Source organism: Spirulina subsalsa PCC 9445, from assembly GCF_000314005.1.
Taxonomy (GTDB): domain Bacteria; phylum Cyanobacteriota; class Cyanobacteriia; order Cyanobacteriales; family Spirulinaceae; genus Spirulina_A; species Spirulina_A subsalsa.
The window spans coordinates 3,652,750-3,668,702 of sequence record NZ_JH980292.1; the positions used below are offsets into that span (position 1 = coordinate 3,652,750).

17 protein-coding genes and 1 tRNA gene are annotated in these 15,953 nt (G+C 46.4%); 7 read left to right on the plus strand and 11 right to left on the minus strand.

Annotation, left to right across the window (positions count from 1 at the left end):
* Position 1: 1 nt before the first annotated feature.
* Positions 2-298: a hypothetical protein gene (locus SPI9445_RS0116665; RefSeq protein ID WP_017305914.1), complete on the minus strand. Its 297-nt coding sequence runs from the start codon at positions 296-298 to the stop codon at positions 2-4.
* A 291-nt stretch (positions 299-589) separates the two neighbouring features.
* Here SPI9445_RS0116665 and abc-f point away from each other — a divergent pair, with 291 nt between their 5' ends.
* The 4 genes from abc-f to SPI9445_RS0116690 all read left to right on the plus strand — a co-directional run bounded on the left by abc-f (position 590) and on the right by SPI9445_RS0116690 (position 4,016).
* Complete coding sequence (gene abc-f / locus SPI9445_RS28745) at positions 590-2,212, plus strand: ribosomal protection-like ABC-F family protein (RefSeq protein ID WP_017305915.1); 1,623 nt, start codon at positions 590-592, stop codon at positions 2,210-2,212.
* A 78-nt stretch (positions 2,213-2,290) separates the two neighbouring features.
* Positions 2,291-2,947: a Uma2 family endonuclease gene (locus SPI9445_RS0116675; RefSeq protein ID WP_017305916.1), complete on the plus strand. Its 657-nt coding sequence runs from the start codon at positions 2,291-2,293 to the stop codon at positions 2,945-2,947.
* 464 nt (positions 2,948-3,411) lie between these two features.
* Entirely contained in the window at positions 3,412-3,630 is a 219-nt protein-coding gene (gene vapB, locus SPI9445_RS0116685; protein WP_006622770.1) for a type II toxin-antitoxin system VapB family antitoxin, read from the plus strand.
* A gap of 2 nt (positions 3,631-3,632) precedes the next feature.
* Positions 3,633-4,016: a type II toxin-antitoxin system VapC family toxin gene (locus tag SPI9445_RS0116690; protein WP_017305918.1), complete on the plus strand. Its 384-nt coding sequence runs from the start codon at positions 3,633-3,635 to the stop codon at positions 4,014-4,016.
* Between the two features lie 67 nt (positions 4,017-4,083).
* On the opposite strand, the gene SPI9445_RS0116695 is transcribed toward SPI9445_RS0116690, so the two are convergent.
* Positions 4,084-4,353: a hypothetical protein gene (locus SPI9445_RS0116695; protein ID WP_006668949.1), complete on the minus strand. Its 270-nt coding sequence runs from the start codon at positions 4,351-4,353 to the stop codon at positions 4,084-4,086.
* Between the two features lie 296 nt (positions 4,354-4,649).
* Here SPI9445_RS0116695 and vapB (SPI9445_RS0116700) point away from each other — a divergent pair, with 296 nt between their 5' ends.
* The gene (gene vapB, locus SPI9445_RS0116700; RefSeq protein ID WP_026079868.1) at positions 4,650-4,880 is read left to right on the plus strand and encodes a type II toxin-antitoxin system antitoxin VapB; all 231 of its coding nucleotides are present in this window, start codon (positions 4,650-4,652) and stop codon (positions 4,878-4,880) included.
* A gap of 171 nt (positions 4,881-5,051) precedes the next feature.
* Here vapB (SPI9445_RS0116700) and SPI9445_RS0116705 read toward each other — a convergent pair whose 3' ends face one another.
* The 6 genes from SPI9445_RS0116705 to SPI9445_RS0116730 all read right to left on the minus strand — a co-directional run bounded on the left by SPI9445_RS0116705 (position 5,052) and on the right by SPI9445_RS0116730 (position 11,829).
* Positions 5,052-6,749: a DUF262 domain-containing protein gene (locus SPI9445_RS0116705; protein WP_017305920.1), complete on the minus strand. Its 1,698-nt coding sequence runs from the start codon at positions 6,747-6,749 to the stop codon at positions 5,052-5,054.
* A gap of 111 nt (positions 6,750-6,860) precedes the next feature.
* Positions 6,861-8,381, minus strand: a complete 1,521-nt coding sequence (locus SPI9445_RS27730) for a pentapeptide repeat-containing protein (protein ID WP_017305921.1) — start codon at positions 8,379-8,381, stop codon at positions 6,861-6,863.
* A gap of 224 nt (positions 8,382-8,605) precedes the next feature.
* The gene (locus SPI9445_RS0116715) at positions 8,606-8,959 is read right to left on the minus strand and encodes a DUF1257 domain-containing protein (protein WP_017305922.1); all 354 of its coding nucleotides are present in this window, start codon (positions 8,957-8,959) and stop codon (positions 8,606-8,608) included.
* Between the two features lie 150 nt (positions 8,960-9,109).
* Positions 9,110-10,663 carry a stress-responsive protein Ycf46 gene (gene ycf46 / locus SPI9445_RS0116720; protein WP_017305923.1) on the minus strand — a complete coding sequence of 518 codons (1,554 nt, stop codon included), beginning with the start codon at positions 10,661-10,663 and terminating at the stop codon, positions 9,110-9,112.
* 230 nt (positions 10,664-10,893) lie between these two features.
* Positions 10,894-11,286 carry a slr0373 family blue light stress response protein gene (locus SPI9445_RS0116725; RefSeq protein ID WP_026079869.1) on the minus strand — a complete coding sequence of 131 codons (393 nt, stop codon included), beginning with the start codon at positions 11,284-11,286 and terminating at the stop codon, positions 10,894-10,896.
* A 153-nt stretch (positions 11,287-11,439) separates the two neighbouring features.
* A complete protein-coding gene (locus tag SPI9445_RS0116730; protein ID WP_017305925.1) occupies positions 11,440-11,829 on the minus strand; it encodes a RidA family protein in 390 nt (129 codons plus the stop codon).
* 132 nt (positions 11,830-11,961) lie between these two features.
* On the opposite strand from SPI9445_RS0116730, the gene SPI9445_RS0116735 reads away from it, so the two are divergent.
* Together SPI9445_RS0116735 and SPI9445_RS0116740 are read left to right on the plus strand one after the other, a co-directional pair.
* Positions 11,962-12,034: transfer RNA gene (locus SPI9445_RS0116735), tRNA-Arg, on the plus strand.
* Between the two features lie 21 nt (positions 12,035-12,055).
* On the plus strand, positions 12,056-12,835 hold the full coding sequence (locus tag SPI9445_RS0116740; protein ID WP_026079870.1) for a photosystem II electron transport protein, Sll1252 family: 780 nt from the start codon (positions 12,056-12,058) through the stop codon (positions 12,833-12,835).
* A gap of 38 nt (positions 12,836-12,873) precedes the next feature.
* Here SPI9445_RS0116740 and SPI9445_RS0116745 read toward each other — a convergent pair whose 3' ends face one another.
* The 3 genes from SPI9445_RS0116745 to clpP form a co-directional block, all read right to left on the minus strand.
* Positions 12,874-13,461 carry a hypothetical protein gene (locus SPI9445_RS0116745; RefSeq protein ID WP_164674543.1) on the minus strand — a complete coding sequence of 196 codons (588 nt, stop codon included), beginning with the start codon at positions 13,459-13,461 and terminating at the stop codon, positions 12,874-12,876.
* Positions 13,462-13,631: 170 nt separating this feature from the next.
* Positions 13,632-14,942, minus strand: coding sequence for a M16 family metallopeptidase (locus SPI9445_RS0116750; RefSeq protein ID WP_017305927.1), 1,311 nt, complete (start codon positions 14,940-14,942; stop codon positions 13,632-13,634).
* Between the two features lie 366 nt (positions 14,943-15,308).
* Positions 15,309-15,917 (minus strand): ATP-dependent Clp endopeptidase proteolytic subunit ClpP, encoded by a 609-nt coding sequence (gene clpP / locus SPI9445_RS0116755; RefSeq protein ID WP_017305928.1) that lies wholly within the window; start codon positions 15,915-15,917, stop codon positions 15,309-15,311.
* Positions 15,918-15,953: the final 36 nt, after the last annotated feature.

Below are 15,953 nucleotides of genomic sequence, written 5' to 3' on the forward strand. Positions count from 1 at the left end.
CTTATTTACGTCTAACTGCATCTTCAAAAATTGCCATCTGTTCGGGAGTAAAAGAATCACCAATCGCTCCCAGAAGTCTTAGTGCCATTATGCCGCGACTATGTTTTTTTAATTGCTCATCTGACAAGGCATTAAATTCTTCAAAAGATAAATTTCTTTGAAAAGCATCTAACAAATCTTGTAGGGTTTCTCCATAATCGAGAGCCTCTTTAAAGACAGGGCGTTCTTCCATTAAAGCAGATACAACTTGCTCAAGTTTCTTGAGCATTAATTCTTGTTGATGATCATTGGTTAACATGATCCTGACCTCCGGGTAGTTTGGATTAGATGATTTCATCATGACCTAACGTTTGCTTAAAATTGTTAGGATCTAAAGTTTCATAAACCAACAGCGATGAATGATTCTCGCTATAGCTCCCTAACCTAACCACTTGTCGAATAGTGAGGGGATTTGTTATAGTCTAAAAGTCGGGTTGAAATTTCGCCCTCTCCCTTGTTTCTGTACTATATACCCTTAAAAACATGAAGCATCTTCTGAGCTATATCACCGCAACACGCAACAAGCAGGTCATGAGCCAGAGGATGAAGTATGGAAAAAACGAGCAATATCAGCAATCCCGTTGTTTTATCGGGCGAGAATTTAGCCTATACCGTTGAGCAAACCCGCACCCTGTTTTCTGGTGTGAATGTGGCGGTGGAAAAGGGCGATCGCATTGCCTTAGTCGGAGGGAACGGAAGCGGCAAGTCTACGCTCATGCAGCTATTAGCGGGACAGGTGCAATCCCCGACGGGTTCCGTGCTACGTCGCGGCTCCCTGTATTATTTGCCCCAAGTTAGCACCCTCCGCCACATCGAGCCAGAACAGCCCATTTTTCAGTTCTTAAGCGCCCTGTGTGAGGAATGGTGGCAAATTGATGAGCTTTTAAGGACTCACTTTAACACCCATTTAGATTTATCTTTACCCCTGCACCGCTTGAGTGGGGGAGAATTAACCAAACTCTTTCTCACTGTGGGGTTAGCTCAAGCGCCGGATGTGTTGCTGTTGGATGAACCGACTAATCACCTTGATTTACTGACGTTGGAGAGTCTGCGCGTCAGTTTGAATCAATTTGCGGGGGCTTTGATTATTGTCTCCCATAAACCCTTTTTTCTCGATCAGGTGGTGACAAAGATTTGGGAATTAACGCCTTTGGGGGTGAATGTTTATGGCGGCCATTATTCCTTTTATCGGGAACAGAAACGGACGGCTTTAGCGGCTGCACAGCGATCGCACGAAGTCGCCAAAAAAGCCTTAAAACGCGCTAGAATCACTGCCCTAGCTGAACAAAAACGAGCGGCACAGTCTCAGAAACGGGGGGAACAAAAAGCGGCGAGTGGTAGTATGGGGAAGATGGCGAAACGCTATTTTGCCAATCGGGCTTCTTCAACCGCAGGCAAGGCCGCCGAAAAAAACGAGGCCGCCCTTGAACAAGCGGCGCAAAAGGTGGCCCAGACGAAGATTAAAACGAGGAAAGCGACGAATATTCAACTGGAAGAAAAAAGCCTGAAACGCAAGACTCTGCTTGAGATTCACAACGCTTCCCTGACTGTGGGCGATCGCCTGTTAATCCAGAATTTTCACTTGCATCTGGTTTCCGGGGATCGAGTTGCCCTCGCTGGCCCCAATGGTTCCGGCAAATCCAGCCTGATTAAAGCTCTGTTTACCCCGGATGCGGCCGGGATGGTGACGGCCGAGCAATTGCAACTTGCCCCAGCCATGACTGTGGTTTATCTCGACCAGAACTATGGGTTCATCAATCGTCAGCAAACGATATTAGAGAATATGCAGGCGGCGAATCCCCAGTTATCCTATCAACTGTTACGGCAACAGTTGGGTCATTTTCTCTTCTTTAACGATGGGGTGTATAAGTCCGCAGGGGTGTTAAGTGGGGGAGAATTGGCTAGATTAGCGATCGCCATGATCAGCATTGCCGAGCTTGATTTACTCATTCTCGATGAACCCACCAACAACCTAGACATTGAAACCGTCGAGCAAATGATTCAAGCGATTAATGACTATCAAGGCGCAATGTGGGTGATTTCCCATGATCTTGACTTTTTGAGCCAAATCCAAATTAATCGGGCTTTTAAGCTTCAGGATCAAACCTTACAACCTACTACATTTTTACCTCAAGATACCGAAGCTTACTATCAAGAATTGCTCTATCATTAAAATATGCTACAGGTTGCCAAAGTTCTAGAGGACGAGTAACTTAGAGGAAATATCCATTTCGCCTCCGGGGTGATGAGCATGAATCCACTTTCTACTTTAATCGTTAGTGATACTTGGGTTTCGGCGACCTGGAATGAATACCTAAGTGCTTTGGATGACCCCGCCCATGCTAAATCCAAAGGCTATTATAGTGATGGGCGAATGCGATTAGAAATGCAACTCCCCGTAGGCTTTGACCACAGTAAAGATCATAGTGTGATTTCTCTGGCTGTTAACTTGTACAGCATTTTGCAGGCGATCGCATTTAGAGAATTAGACAACTGTTCTTTCCGCAAAGCGGGCTATGTTGAATTTCAGCCAGATTTAGCCTATTACGTTGGCAACAAGGCAACTGCCATCCCTAGCGGCACGGACATTGTGAATCTGGAACAGTATCCCCTGCCGGATTTGGTGGTGGATGTGGCGAAATCCTCTCTATTGGACGACCGCACCGTTAAGCGAGTATTGTATGAAGAGGTGGGGATTGCCGAATATTGGATTGTGAACGTGGAAACTGGGGAGGTTTTGGCCTATCAAATGAGCGATCGCGGGAGTCAGCGAATCGATGTCTCTCTGGTGTTTCCGGGGCTAGAGATAGGCACCCTAAACCAAGCGCTACAACAGAGTCGCAATCAAGAACAGTCCCAAGTGGGGGCTTGGTTAATGGGTCAGTTTCAGTCCATTGATCATAGATAATGCTCAATTGTAGTTGAAATATTGGCGAGGACGCAGAAACTCTCACAGAAGGTTTCTGAGTCTCAGACGATATGGTATCCGCGCCATTCATAAGAATTGGAGTTAAAATCGGAGCAGGTTAACTGAGTAAAATTATGTCAGAACATACCCTGATTCTATCTGAAAAAACTTATCAAACCCTGCTATAAGTCGCCCAAAAACAAGGGTTAACTCCGGAAAATTGGATTTTATCTCAACTTGAAAAACCCCAGCCTGAAGCGGAACCGTTATCTGAAAAAATCGGTGACTTAATTGGGGCGATCGATAGTCAAGCTGAACCATTACAAGAGCAAAAAAACTGTGTTCAAAAACCGGGTTTATAGCAAAATCTCTGTGTGGACTGACCCCCATCAAATTCCGGCTTTTGTGAAAGCCAGATATGAGAGTTAATTGATTCATAGAGAGGCATATTTTCAAGTAAAAAAATGATAGAAAATGCAATTTTAAAAAATGTGGAAAAACTCCCAGAATCTGTAAAACAGTCAGTTTTAGACTATACAGAATTTTTGGTGAACCGATATGCGGCAGACGCTGTTCAAACCGCCAAAGCACCCCAGCGAGGCGGACTGGGTATTTGGCAGGGTCAAATCTGGATGTCTGATGATTTTGATGAACCTCTGGAAGATTTAAAGGATTATATGTAAAGATGAATTGCCTACTGGATACCCATACTTTACTGTGGTACTTGCAAAACAGTGAAAATTTAAGTGATAGAACCACCGAAATTCTGGAAGATGCCAATAACAATCTCTCGGTAAGTATTGCCAGTTTATGGGAAATTTCAATTAAATTGGGTTTAGGCAAACTTAGGTTACAGAAATCATTCTCAGAATTAGAGGAAGTGCTACAACAACTAAAAATAGGCGTTCTGCCCATTACATTCGGTGATACCGAGTTCTACCTGAGCTTACCCCTCCATCATCGCGATCCGTTTGATCGGATTTTGGTGGCACAAGCCATGAATCATCGCTTGGTTTTGATTAGTCGCGATTCGGCTTTTGATGCCTATTCTATTCACCGAGTCTGGTGATAAGTTGGCAGGGTGTGAATATGGGGAATAATCGGTTCAAAATCTCTATTAACGATTCCAGTAATCATCAAATTCTCTTGCTTAGTCCACCGAAGCGACGGACATAGCCCGAACCGATTCGCACAATCCAGATTTGAGCATCAGGGTGAGTAGCTTCAAGGCGATCGCAGGCGGCAATTTCACTAGCATCGACTTCAAAATCTCCAGTTTCTAAATCAATCGCCACAATCTTGCCCTCATTACCTGCCTCTACTTGTGGGCGAACCTTAAATTCATAAATTTCATCCCCAAGACGAGCGAATTCCTCTTTACTGTAGCGAGGTTGTTTAGTGGTCACAGCTTTAACTTTCCTAAAATGGCTTGACCTGATTAATTTTATCATACCAACCTACGAGGGTTTTGATTGATGGTAATTGGAACTGAGAAACCGGGTTTATAGCAAAATCTCTGTGAGGATGTAGAAACTCTCACAGAAGGTTTCTGAGTCTAGGGGATAGGGTATCTGCAATTAGGAGCGATCGCCTGGACTAGGAAATCTAAATTAATTTTATAGATTGCCATACAGAATTGCTTGACGAGCAGAATATTTGCTATAAATAATAGTATATCCCTTCTGTATATACCGAGTGACCAATGGACACGGCAAAGCTGTTTATGAGCGGCAATAGTCAGGCGGTGCGCTTGCCTAAGAGTTACCGCTTTTCTGGAGATGAAGTGGTGATTAAACGATTGGGCAATGCGGTTGTCCTGCTGCCGAAAGAAGACCCCTGGCAAGTGATGTTTGATGCCCTTCAGGAGTTTCCAGAGGATTTGCAAATTGAGCGCGATCGCTCCCTACCGATGGAACGAGAGCAAATTGTATGAAAATTTTGCTTGATACGGATATTTGTATCTATACAATTAATCGTAAAAACCCCAAACTTTTAGAACGTTTGCGCTCATATTCCATCGGTGAAGTTAGTATATCAGCAGTTACTTACCCTAACACACCCTACCCCAAAGCTACTGAAACAAGCCCTAATTAGGGAAGTTAAATTAAGCACCATCAGATTCTAATTTTGGTGCAATCCAAACATCCAGTGCCATTTGAGAGAGTCGGTCTGCTCGTTGGCAAATAGCATTTTCATCCCACTGCTTAATCTGTCCCAACCCTTGATTCAACTTCAGGGGACTTTCTTTAAAGCCTTTTTCCATATCACGCTTCTCAGGAAAGGATTTATCACTATATCTTGAGTTGTATGCAGTTAGCGTTAGATTTCCTAGGGTGTGCAAGTAAGTTTTGTGAATACGTTGCCAGTCTAGACCCAGTGAAGCCCTCCAGGCGGGAGAAAGATTTGCATTCTGGGGCATAATATGTTCAATGGTGTATTCATCTACTGCTACTCGTTCTTTGCGATCGTGATTTTCTAAACGTCGCAGCCAGTAACTGCGATCACGAATATTGTAAAGGTCTTTAGTTTGCAGCACTCGCTTAAATTCCTCATCATTAGGGAAGCGTCGATAGGACGGTAATCGCATAAAATGAGCCTTAATGGTTTCGAGATACTCATCTTTTTTGATGAATTTCGTAAAGTTTGCAAAAGTTTTATTGACTGAATTAGTAGGAATACCACAAATTGCACGTCGAAAAACATAAGATTCTACCAGTCTAACGGCTTGCAAAAAATCTGTTCTAGGGAACTTACCTGACGCATAATCGTGATAAAGCTCTAAGAGAAATGGATAAGCTACATCTACCTTTAATTCTCGCAAGTCTTGAAAGGCTAGTTTCAGTTCTGGGTTCTGCTCATAGCCCAAAGCCATCGCGCAGTAGTACCGAGCAAAGGTATGAATATCATTGACCAACGCCTCCACACCAGCTTGATCCACTTGTGGGGATATTGAATATTTTTTAAACTCTTCATACACGGCACTTTTATTAGGAATAGCACCAGTTTTTACCGTCAAAAAGTGGCGCATAAAGCTGTCGAATTGTGTTCCATAAGCTTCTTGTCCAAACTCAACTTCCATCGGTCGCCAATATCTCTCATAAAGCTTAGTTTGAAGTTCAGGTTCAAGTCCCATCAAAATGTAATTACGGATTAAGTCTGCTTGAGTTAACTCACGACCCGTGGAGTTCATACTCTCAAAAATAAGTTGGGGATTGTCCTGTTCACGGTTCAGGGCAACATCTACAACCAGTAATTTTGCTAATCCTTTACAGACAATTTCCAAATTGTTTTGAGACTCCTTAATGAGGGACTCAAACAGCTTGAAATTTTGTGTGATACGGATAGAATAGTTTTTGGGCTGTTGATCTCGGTTAAGAATTGCAATCAATGAAGATTTGTCAGTTTGCGACAGAATCAGCTTATAGTGTTTTTCTCCATCCTCTTCCGGATTAAGCAAATAATAGTTTCGCAATTTGCGCGGGGAAAACCCTTCCACGGGTTCAGACTCCCCAAGGGCATTCGCCAAGGCTGCAATTAGTAATGTTACAGTGGTAATGCGTTGTTGTCCGTCAATAACAAGGAGGGGAGACTGACTAGAGACGTGATAAAGTCCTTTTTCAATATAGACAATAGAACCAAAAAAGTGAGAAGTAATTTCATCCTTTGAGCCAGTACGCAGGATGTCATTCCACAACTCCCGACATTCTTTTTCTGTCCATGAGTAGGTACGCTGGTAAATCGGGATAACAAACTGCGGGGATTTTTTAATGAAGGCGAGTAGCTTTGTTTCGGATGCTTTCATTTGAGTAAAATAACATTGACTGGACTGGAGAAAAAGTAGAAAATTCTAGAGATGGGAAAAGATGAGAGGGATGGCTCTATTTTTCCCACCTAATCAGTATTTTATCTGAACTCAACCTGCCCCTTGAGAAAACTTCGCCCGTGCCGTTTTTGCCCCCTCTAAATTCGTACCATCTAAATTAGCCCCGGATAAATCCGCCCCCCTTAAGTCCGATTCCCCAAAATTGGCCCCCGACAAATCCGCTCGTAACAATTTACCCGACTTTAAAACCGCCTCTTTAAAATCACCTTTACTCGCATTTACCCGACTTAAATCGGCTTTTTCTAGGTCAGTATCATTGAAATTGCCCCCCGTGAGATTCGCCCGTTTGAGAATTGTTCGTTCTAAATTAGCCGCCTTCCAAATCGCATCACTCCCATCAATTTGAACCAGACTAGAATTTTTCAGATTAGCTTTATTAAAATTGGCATCACTTAAATCCGCTTTATCCCAATCAAAACGCTTAAATTCAGCCAGTTTAAACGTCGTTTTCGTTAAATCTGCTTTTTCTAAACTGGCTTTTTCTCCCGTTGCTTTAACAAAACTCGCCTCGATGATTTCGGCCTTGTCAAAAATGGCTTCATCTAGAATGGCCTCATCGGCCACAACTTGAGTAAGAACCGCTTTTTCTAGATTAGCCCCAGTTAAATTCGCTCCGGTTAAATTCGCTCCGGTTAAATTCGCTCCGGTTAGATTAGCCCCGGTTAAATTCGCTCCGGCTAAATTTACGCCACTTAAGTCTACGTTTGATAAATCCGCCCCTTGTAAATCAGTTTCCTGTAAATTGGACTCTGCGAGATCGGATTTTTTCAGGTCAGAATCCCTCAAGTCCGTCCCTTGTAGGTTTTCTTCGCTCATGTCGCGATCGCGCAAATCCTGATCACTCAAGTTAGCCGTTTCCCCAATCTCCCCAGTTTGCACCGCTTCCGCCGCTTGATCCGCCTTTTCTTCCAAGTCCCCCCCGGCCGGATCATTCCACGCCTGCACAGGGGCAGGGGATTCCGTCTCCTCTTGGGCTGATTCCCCTTCCACAGCCCCCTGTTGCACCGTATGAACCGCCTCGTGAACAATTAACTCCTGACCTTCAGGAGTGGCAGGTTGATATTCTCCCGCCCCGAAAAAGATATGATGGCCACTGGTAAACGCACGAGCATTCAACTGTTCACACAGTTCATAGGCCACTGCATCATCATGAATCAACATCTGACTGGGATCTGAAACCCCCAGTAACTCCTGCAAGGGAATAGTATCCCAAGCTTCCGGGGGAATGGGAACCCCGCCCGTTTGTTTCGCCCGTTCAATTTGTTCTTCTAAGCTCAGGGGTGCTACATCGGTTTCCTCCGTGTTTTCTGGTGCTTCCACCGGGGCAACCGTATCTTGAGCCTCGTCGTTTTCTCCTTGGGTTTGTACCCCCAAATGACTTAAGCTATGGCCAAACCGCTCGGCCTGTTCCATTTGCGCTTGAATGGTCAGTGGGTTGTTTTTTTTCTCTTTTTTCTGAAGCGTAAACCCACTAGAAGACTGACCAAAGCGATAACGAGGCGGTTTTGAGGAATGGTCTTCTTTTCGTTGAATTCCGGTTTTGGCGCGCATAATCTCAAGTCCCCCTTCATCCAGTATAAGTTCTTGATAGATCCCCTGCCTCTAGTATAAATGCAGGAAGCCTGCGCCAAGACTGGACAGAAATAAGCGTCGGGTAGGTCACAAGAATCAACCAACACGACCCAAGGGGGTACGGAATCCCGCACCCCCTTGGGGAGAAAAAAGGGTTAACCTGTAAACAGTCAACCCATGAGCTTTGGAACGCGCCGCCAAAATTACTTTTGAACAACCAACTTCACGTTGGCATTTTGCAGACCGCGTTGTTTCACTTCCGCTAAGGTTTTGTTCACCGCATACTTTTGGTTGATGGAGTTGATCAACTCAGTTTGGTTGTGTTTTTTAGCAACACCCCAAAGGTCAGCAATCAGGTCAAAAGTACCGTCCGCATTGTGCGACCAACCGAGATCATATTCACCGTCGAGAACGGCAACCAAGTCGGCGCGCACACGCTGACCATTGTAGCCGCGAACATCGGCCTCGGTTTTCACAGAGATCCCCAAGTCACGCAAAGAAGCTTTGAGGATTTCGACATCGGTGATTTTGGTGCGTAAGGTGCTGAAATGAGACATGGGATTTTCCTCTTGAATTAAACGACAGTTGTTGATTTTGAGTTCCGCCTGATTTGAGCAAGAAGGCGGTTTTTCTTTTGCTGCTAGTCTAGGACGGACTAGCCTTTGCTTCTGCCCTCACCCCAAGGTTAAGGAACAGAAGAAAGCCTGTTAAAACTCCAAGCGTTGGTATTCCGCCGTGGAGGCCGCCGCAGGTCTGGCGCGGGTTCGCGCCCAATCTCGTAGGGCTGTGACCTGCTCGGTCATGGTGCGAGATAAGGGAAGGGTGGCCTTAATGGTCGCAATGATGTCCAGTTGAGTAAATTCCCGATCCTGGGCAAAGGCTTCATACATTGCGGCAATAATCGCCTGTTCAATCTCGGCACCGGAAAAACCTTCGGATATTTTGGCTAGCTGGTCGAGGTCAAAGCGGGAAATATCATCCCGTCGCTTGCCTAAATGAATTTGAAAGATGGCTTGCCGTTCTTCAGGTGTGGGCAAGTCTACAAAGAAAATTTCATCAAACCGACCTTTGCGTAAGAACTCACCGGGTAAACGCTCGATGCGGTTGGCGGTGGCCATGACGAACACGGGGGAGGTTTTCTCCTGCATCCAGGTGAGGAATGAACCGAAAATCCGGCTAGAGGTGCCGCCATCGGAATCGGCTGACCCGGTTCCCCCGGCAAAGGATTTGTCGAGTTCATCAATGAACAGGATGGCGGGAGAGATGGATTCGGCGGTTTTTAAGGCGTTGCGCAAGTTGGCTTCAGAACGCCCCACCATTGATCCATCATAGACGCGACCCATATCAAGGCGCAGGATGGGTAAACCCCAGAGGCGAGATGTGGTTTTAGCAATTAAGGATTTCCCACAGCCCGGAACGCCTAAGATTAACATTCCTTTGGGTTGGGGCAACCCGTACTCTCTCGCTCGTTCGGTGAAGGCGTTAGACCGTTGTTTGAGCCAGCGCTTCAGTTCTTCGAGGCCGCCAATCGCGTCGATGGTTTCGTCTTCCTCGATATACTCCAGAATGCCATTGCGCCGAATGAGTTGCTTTTTCTCAGACAGAACAATTTCCACTTCTTCTTCTGTCAGGCGACCGGCTTTAACGTAGGCTTTCCGATACACTTTCTCGGCCTCGTCTTTGGTCAAGCCTAATGCCGCTTTGAGGAGTTTTTCCCGGACTTCGGTGGTAATGCGTCGTCCTTTGACTTTATCGAGTTGGCGGGACAGAACTTGATTGAGTTCTGACATATCCGGTAAGGGAAAGTCTAGCACTACGACATCTTTTTCTAGTTCGATGGGAATTTGCTGCACGGGGGACATGAGAATCATAATTTTCTCTGTACCTTTGGCGGCTAAGATGGCATCCCGTAAGGCCCGTTTTACTCCTGCATCGGCGATGAAGTCGTGTAAATCTTTAAAAATAAATAGCCCGGGTTCTCGTTGCTGAATCACCCATTGAATGGCGGCTTCGGGAGAGATAGTGTTGTGTTGGGGGGAAGGGCGAGTCTGACCGTACTCCACCATGCCACGAGTCATAGTCCAAACAAAAACCCGACTGTATTGAGAACTAGAGGAGTTGCCGGAGTTGGCGGCTGTGTTGGTGGTGCTACCCAGTTGGGCGATTTTGGCGATCGCCTGCTCTGCTCTCTCTTCCTCGGGGGTGACGAGGTAGATTAGGGGATATTGAGCTTGTATGAGAATACTTAACTCTTCTTTCATCGCTGCTGTTTATGGGCTGCTTTCAAATGACTGTACAACTCAGTGGCTCAATGATTGACCCCCTTTGAGATAAGCAATAAGCTAAGATGAGCAATAAGCACTCATGGATTAATGATAGGTTTTGTCACAATTTACTTTGTCACAATTTACAAATTTCCTGAGAAATTCTTGCTTGATTGATGGTTTAGCTACCACCATCAGCTATCAAAATCAGCTATGCTAACCCCAATTCAACAGGGAACCAACGTCTCTTCTCCGTGAGAGTCAGACCGGGAGCCGACAACTTCTCGAACCTGCTCTACTGGAATCTCAATCTCTGGATTAATGTCCTGACCTATCTCTTTCGGCATTTCCTCTGCTAATACAGCAGGTGGTTGGTCGAGGGCGACCATTTCCCCATCACGCTTAACTAGAGGGCTGTGACATTCGGGACAGGAATAGACCCGATGGGTTTTGCCTTGAGAAGCTTCTACATCTTCCACTACTTCCGGATTCTGCAAGTAGAACGCAATTGCTTTTTCTACCATTGCAGACATGGACTCTACCTCAAGGGCGGCCTGAACTTTTAGCCTACGGTGGAGGTTGGGCGGAAGATAAAGTGTAACTTTCTGCTTGTCTTGCATCTCGCACTAATAAGATATCTACCCGGGTATGTTATGCCATGTTAGTCATTCCTTAGAAGACTGTCAAGCTGGTATGCCAGTATGACGGCATAATTGTTACATTTGTTAACAAAGTTATTCATGTAGAGCCTCGGTTTGGCTCTAGGGAATTGGCTACAACACAGCGATACAGTCAATTTCGACCTTAACTCCTTTGGGGAGGCGAGAGACTTCTACGCAGGCGCGGGCGGGGGCGCTGGTGTCCTCGAAGAATTGGGCGTAAACTTGGTTCATGGGGCCAAAATCGTTTAAGTCAGCGAGGAAGACGGTGGTTTTGACGACTCGTTTAAAGTCGGCTCCGGCGGCTTGTAGGATGGCGGCTAGGTTGCGCATGACTTGTTCTGTTTGTTGGCTGATGTCATCGCCGCCGACGATTTCTCCGGTGTGGGGATCGAGGGGGATTTGTCCGGCGACAAAGATGAGGGTTCCGGTGGCGGCGATCGCTTGACTATAGGGGCCAACGGGGGCGGGTGCTTCTTCGCTATGGATAATTTGCTTGGTCATGGATTTTGTCCGATTTAACGGGTTAACCTCGCTATTTTAATCCTTTTCCGGGTTTCTCTAACCAAGGCTTTTTGAGGAGGGACTTGGGAAAATCTAAATAGATGTGTTATTCTAGATGATCGCTGAACAAAAGGGCATGTAGCTCAGAGGATAGAGCACTGGATTCCGGTTCCAGGTGTCGGGGGTTCGACTCCCTCCATGCCCGTTGAATTTTCCCCAGACCCCTATGTTACCGAGAGAAGAATTACTGAAAGGTGTCGAAAATCGTCAAGAAGTCGCCCGCGTGATTGACCAGGCGGAACAGGCGATTAAAACGTGGGAAGTGGTGACGACGGATTTTGTCTCTCCTCCGGTGTTGATGGAGGTGCGGGGGAGGTTTGCCCAACTGACGGAGGTGGAGTTATTGCCTTGGGGCGGCTATCCCCAAGCGGAACGGCAACGAGTGGCGATCGCACGTTCTGAACTACCCATCGATTTTACTCAAGTTCCCCTCGCGCTGTTGGATATTGCGGGAAATTTCCTCTTTGACTCGGCCACCCATCGGGACTTTTTGGGGGCAATTTTAGGCACAGGTTTAGTGCGGGAAAAGGTGGGGGATATTGTGGTATTGGGAGAACGGGGCGCTCAAGTGATTGTAGCGCCGGAGTTGGTGGACTTTTTAACCAGTAGTTTGGTGCAAGTGCGTTCTGTCCCGGTGAAAACCCAACAGGTGGACTTTAGTGAGTTAAAATATCGCCCCCCGACGAAGAAGGAATTAACGACGGTTGAAGCCTCTTTGCGTTTAGATGCGATCGCCTCGGCGGGTTTGGGAATGTCTCGGAATAAGATGGTGGAGGCGATTAATGGGGGAGATGTGCGGGTGAATTGGAAGGAAATCACCCAACCCAGTTATACCATTCAGTCTGGGGATTTAATCTCGGTACGGGGAAAAGGACGGGTTGAAGTCGGGGAAATAATGATTACAAAAAAAGAACGCTATCGCGTCCAATTAACTCGTTTTAAGTAACGGAGTATTTAGGCTCAATTTTCTTCAATTAACAGGCCTTAAATCTCTTCCGGTTTCGGCAAAACAGTTAACAGTTCAAAAACTAAAAATTGCTCACCCGATGATAGGGTTTTTAGTAACTTAATCTTGGCTTCAGGGGTCAAAAAAACTCGGTGTCGGGAAGACAACAAAAAATCACGACCTTCTACATACCCTTCTTCCTCTAACCGTTGGCGCACTAAGGAAAGAGCCAGATGATTTAAGTCTAATTCCGGCATGAGATAGTCCGGGTTTTCCAGAATCCAACGGGCGGCCTCTGGCACAGTCTCAATTAAATGATAAACCCCTTGACTTAAGACTACTTCGATTAAGCTCGGATTGGGTAAAACGGTTAAAAAATCTTTCAAAGACTTGACTAATGCAGAATTGCGACTTTTTAAAACATCAACGGCTAACTCTATATAATATTCATCAACCTGACGACGACTCATGATAATCTGTCCTTGCCGAGTCATGGAGCGATCGCGAAGTACATCGGAAGGAGATTCACCACTAAAAGAAGAAACGGGAATACACTCTGAGCAGGAGACACAAGTCATATCGATACCAGATGATAAATAAAGCCACAAGCAAGAGAAAGGAGTCATAGGGGATTAGCCTCCTGACTCCTGTAACTACCTTGACCTGAGACTTTGTGACCCACAAACTGAAGTTCAACCAATGACTTATTGGGTTACTGTATTCACTCTAGGAAAAGATTGTGAGGATTTTGTGAGCAGTGTTCACAATTTACACAAGTCCCAGACTATTTTTGAGTTTAGTTCGATTTCGCGGTTGGTCGAACGACAACCACCCCATAAGCATCGGGGTTTAAATAACATTGAGCGACGTTTTGAATATCGGCCGGGGTAATAGCCTGAATGCGTTGGGGATAGGTTAAGGCAGGTTCTAAATTGCGCAATTTACAGTAATAGTAGCCGTAAAGACTGGTGCGATCACTCGGGCGCTCATTATTAAACACAAACCGATTCACCGCTTGAGTCCGAATGCGCTCTAAATCCTTGGGATTAACGGGTTCTTGTTGGAAGGATCTCAGGTGTTGTGCGATCGCCTCCTCCACCACCGCCACATTTTCCGTCGGTAACTGAGCCGCAATATAAAACACCCCTTGGAGATGATAGGTCATATTACTGACCCCAATGGAGGTCACTAACTGCCGTTCCTCCCGCAAATCCCGGAACAAACGGGAGAGTTTCCCCTGACCCAACAACGTCGCCAACACATCTAAACCGTAGGTTTTCCCCAACTCCAACAAACCCGGCACCCGCCACACCATCACTAAACGGGCTTGTTGCACGCGAGAATCAACCAACTCCCGACGCACAATTCCTTCAAAAGGCGGTTCTGCCAGAAAATCCTCCCAGGGGGGAGAGTCAAGAACATCAGTCAGGGGGGAGCGTGGTTCATACACCGCCCCAAAACTCTCCTCCACCTGCTCAATCAACGTTTCTACAGGCAAATTCCCCACCACAGCGGCCGTCATTTGGTGGGGTTGATACCATTGGGCATGAAAATCACGCATTTGTTGGGGGTGTAACCCTTGAATCACCGCCGTTGGACCCAATACCGGACGACGATAAGGCGATCGCTCAAAACAAGTCTCCATCGCCTGCATATAGACCCGCCGACTCGGATTATCCTCAGAACGGCGAATCTCCTCCAGCACCACCGACCGTTCCCGTTCAAAGGCCCCATCCGGCATACAGGCATTTAACACCACCTCCAACTGAAGGGGCAGCAAATCCCCAAAATCCTGCGCCGCCGCCGTCAAATAGTAGTGCGTGTAATCCTGACTCGTCGCTGCATTCGTCACCGCCCCCCGTTCCTCAATCCGACGCTCAAACTCCCCACTCGGCAAATTGGGCGTTCCCTTAAAGATCATGTGTTCTAAAAAGTGCGCCATGCCATTAATCTCATCCAACTCCAGCGCCGACCCCACATTGAGCCACAAATTAAACGACACCACCGCCCCCGGCATTTGTTGGGCTACGATCGTTAAACCATTGGGCAATTGATGAATCGTGGGTTGATTTAAAGGCAACGTCGGGGGTAGCACTGTATAGGTCATGGTTGAATCTCAGGAGGGGTTATTCTTAGTCGTGCTTCGCTGTTCTATGCTGGTCGGCTTTTCATCTCATCGGTGTTCGTGAAACGTTGCGCAGCAAAACCGAGAGCCTTTGCTGCGCAACGTTTCACGAACAAGCCGACATTTTAGGTAATCATTCGTGATAAGTAGGGTCTGCCGAATATCCATCTAATCACTGTTAATAGGACTTTCGATTGGGAGCGAGAAACTCAAGGTTTTAGGGATAAATTATCAAAAAGGCTTGCCTTTTTCCGACTCCCCCTGTTCCCTGTTCCCCATTCCCCACCGGGAATAGAGTTATTCAGCAAGCCCTAAGTCAGAGTCAAGAGGGAGGCAACAGGCGCAATTCTAGCCCTCATGGGGAGGAGGATTACTGGCCGAAGGTTTGCGGTCAATCACCTGATCAATTAAACCGTAATCCTTCGCCTCAGCCGGAGACATAAAGAAATCCCGGTCTGTATCCACCTCAATCCGTTCGATGGGTTGTCCCGTATGATGGGCTAAATGTTGATTTAACAGAGCCTTCAAATAGAGAATTTCCTTCGCTTGGATTTCAATATCCGTCGCTTGGCCTTGGGCTCCCCCTAACGGTTGATGAATCATAATCCGGGAGTGGGGCAAACTCAAGCGTTTTCCCTTCGTCCCGGCACTCAACAAAAACGCCCCCATACTGGCCGCCAATCCCACGCAAATCGTCGAGACATCCGGCCGCACTTGATTCATGGTGTCAAAAATCCCCAGTCCTGCCGAGACAGACCCTCCCGGAGAGTTAATGTAGAGATAAATATCTTTTTCCGCGTCTTCGGCTTCCAAATAGAGCAACTGCGCCACAATCAGGTTAGCAATTTCATCCGTTACAGGTTGCCCTAAGAAAACAATCCGTTCTTTCAGCAGGCGAGAATAAATATCAAAGGCACGTTCGCCACGGCCGGAAGTTTCAATAACAGTTGGGATCATGGAAAAGGCTCTATTGATGATGTTGATTGGGTTATT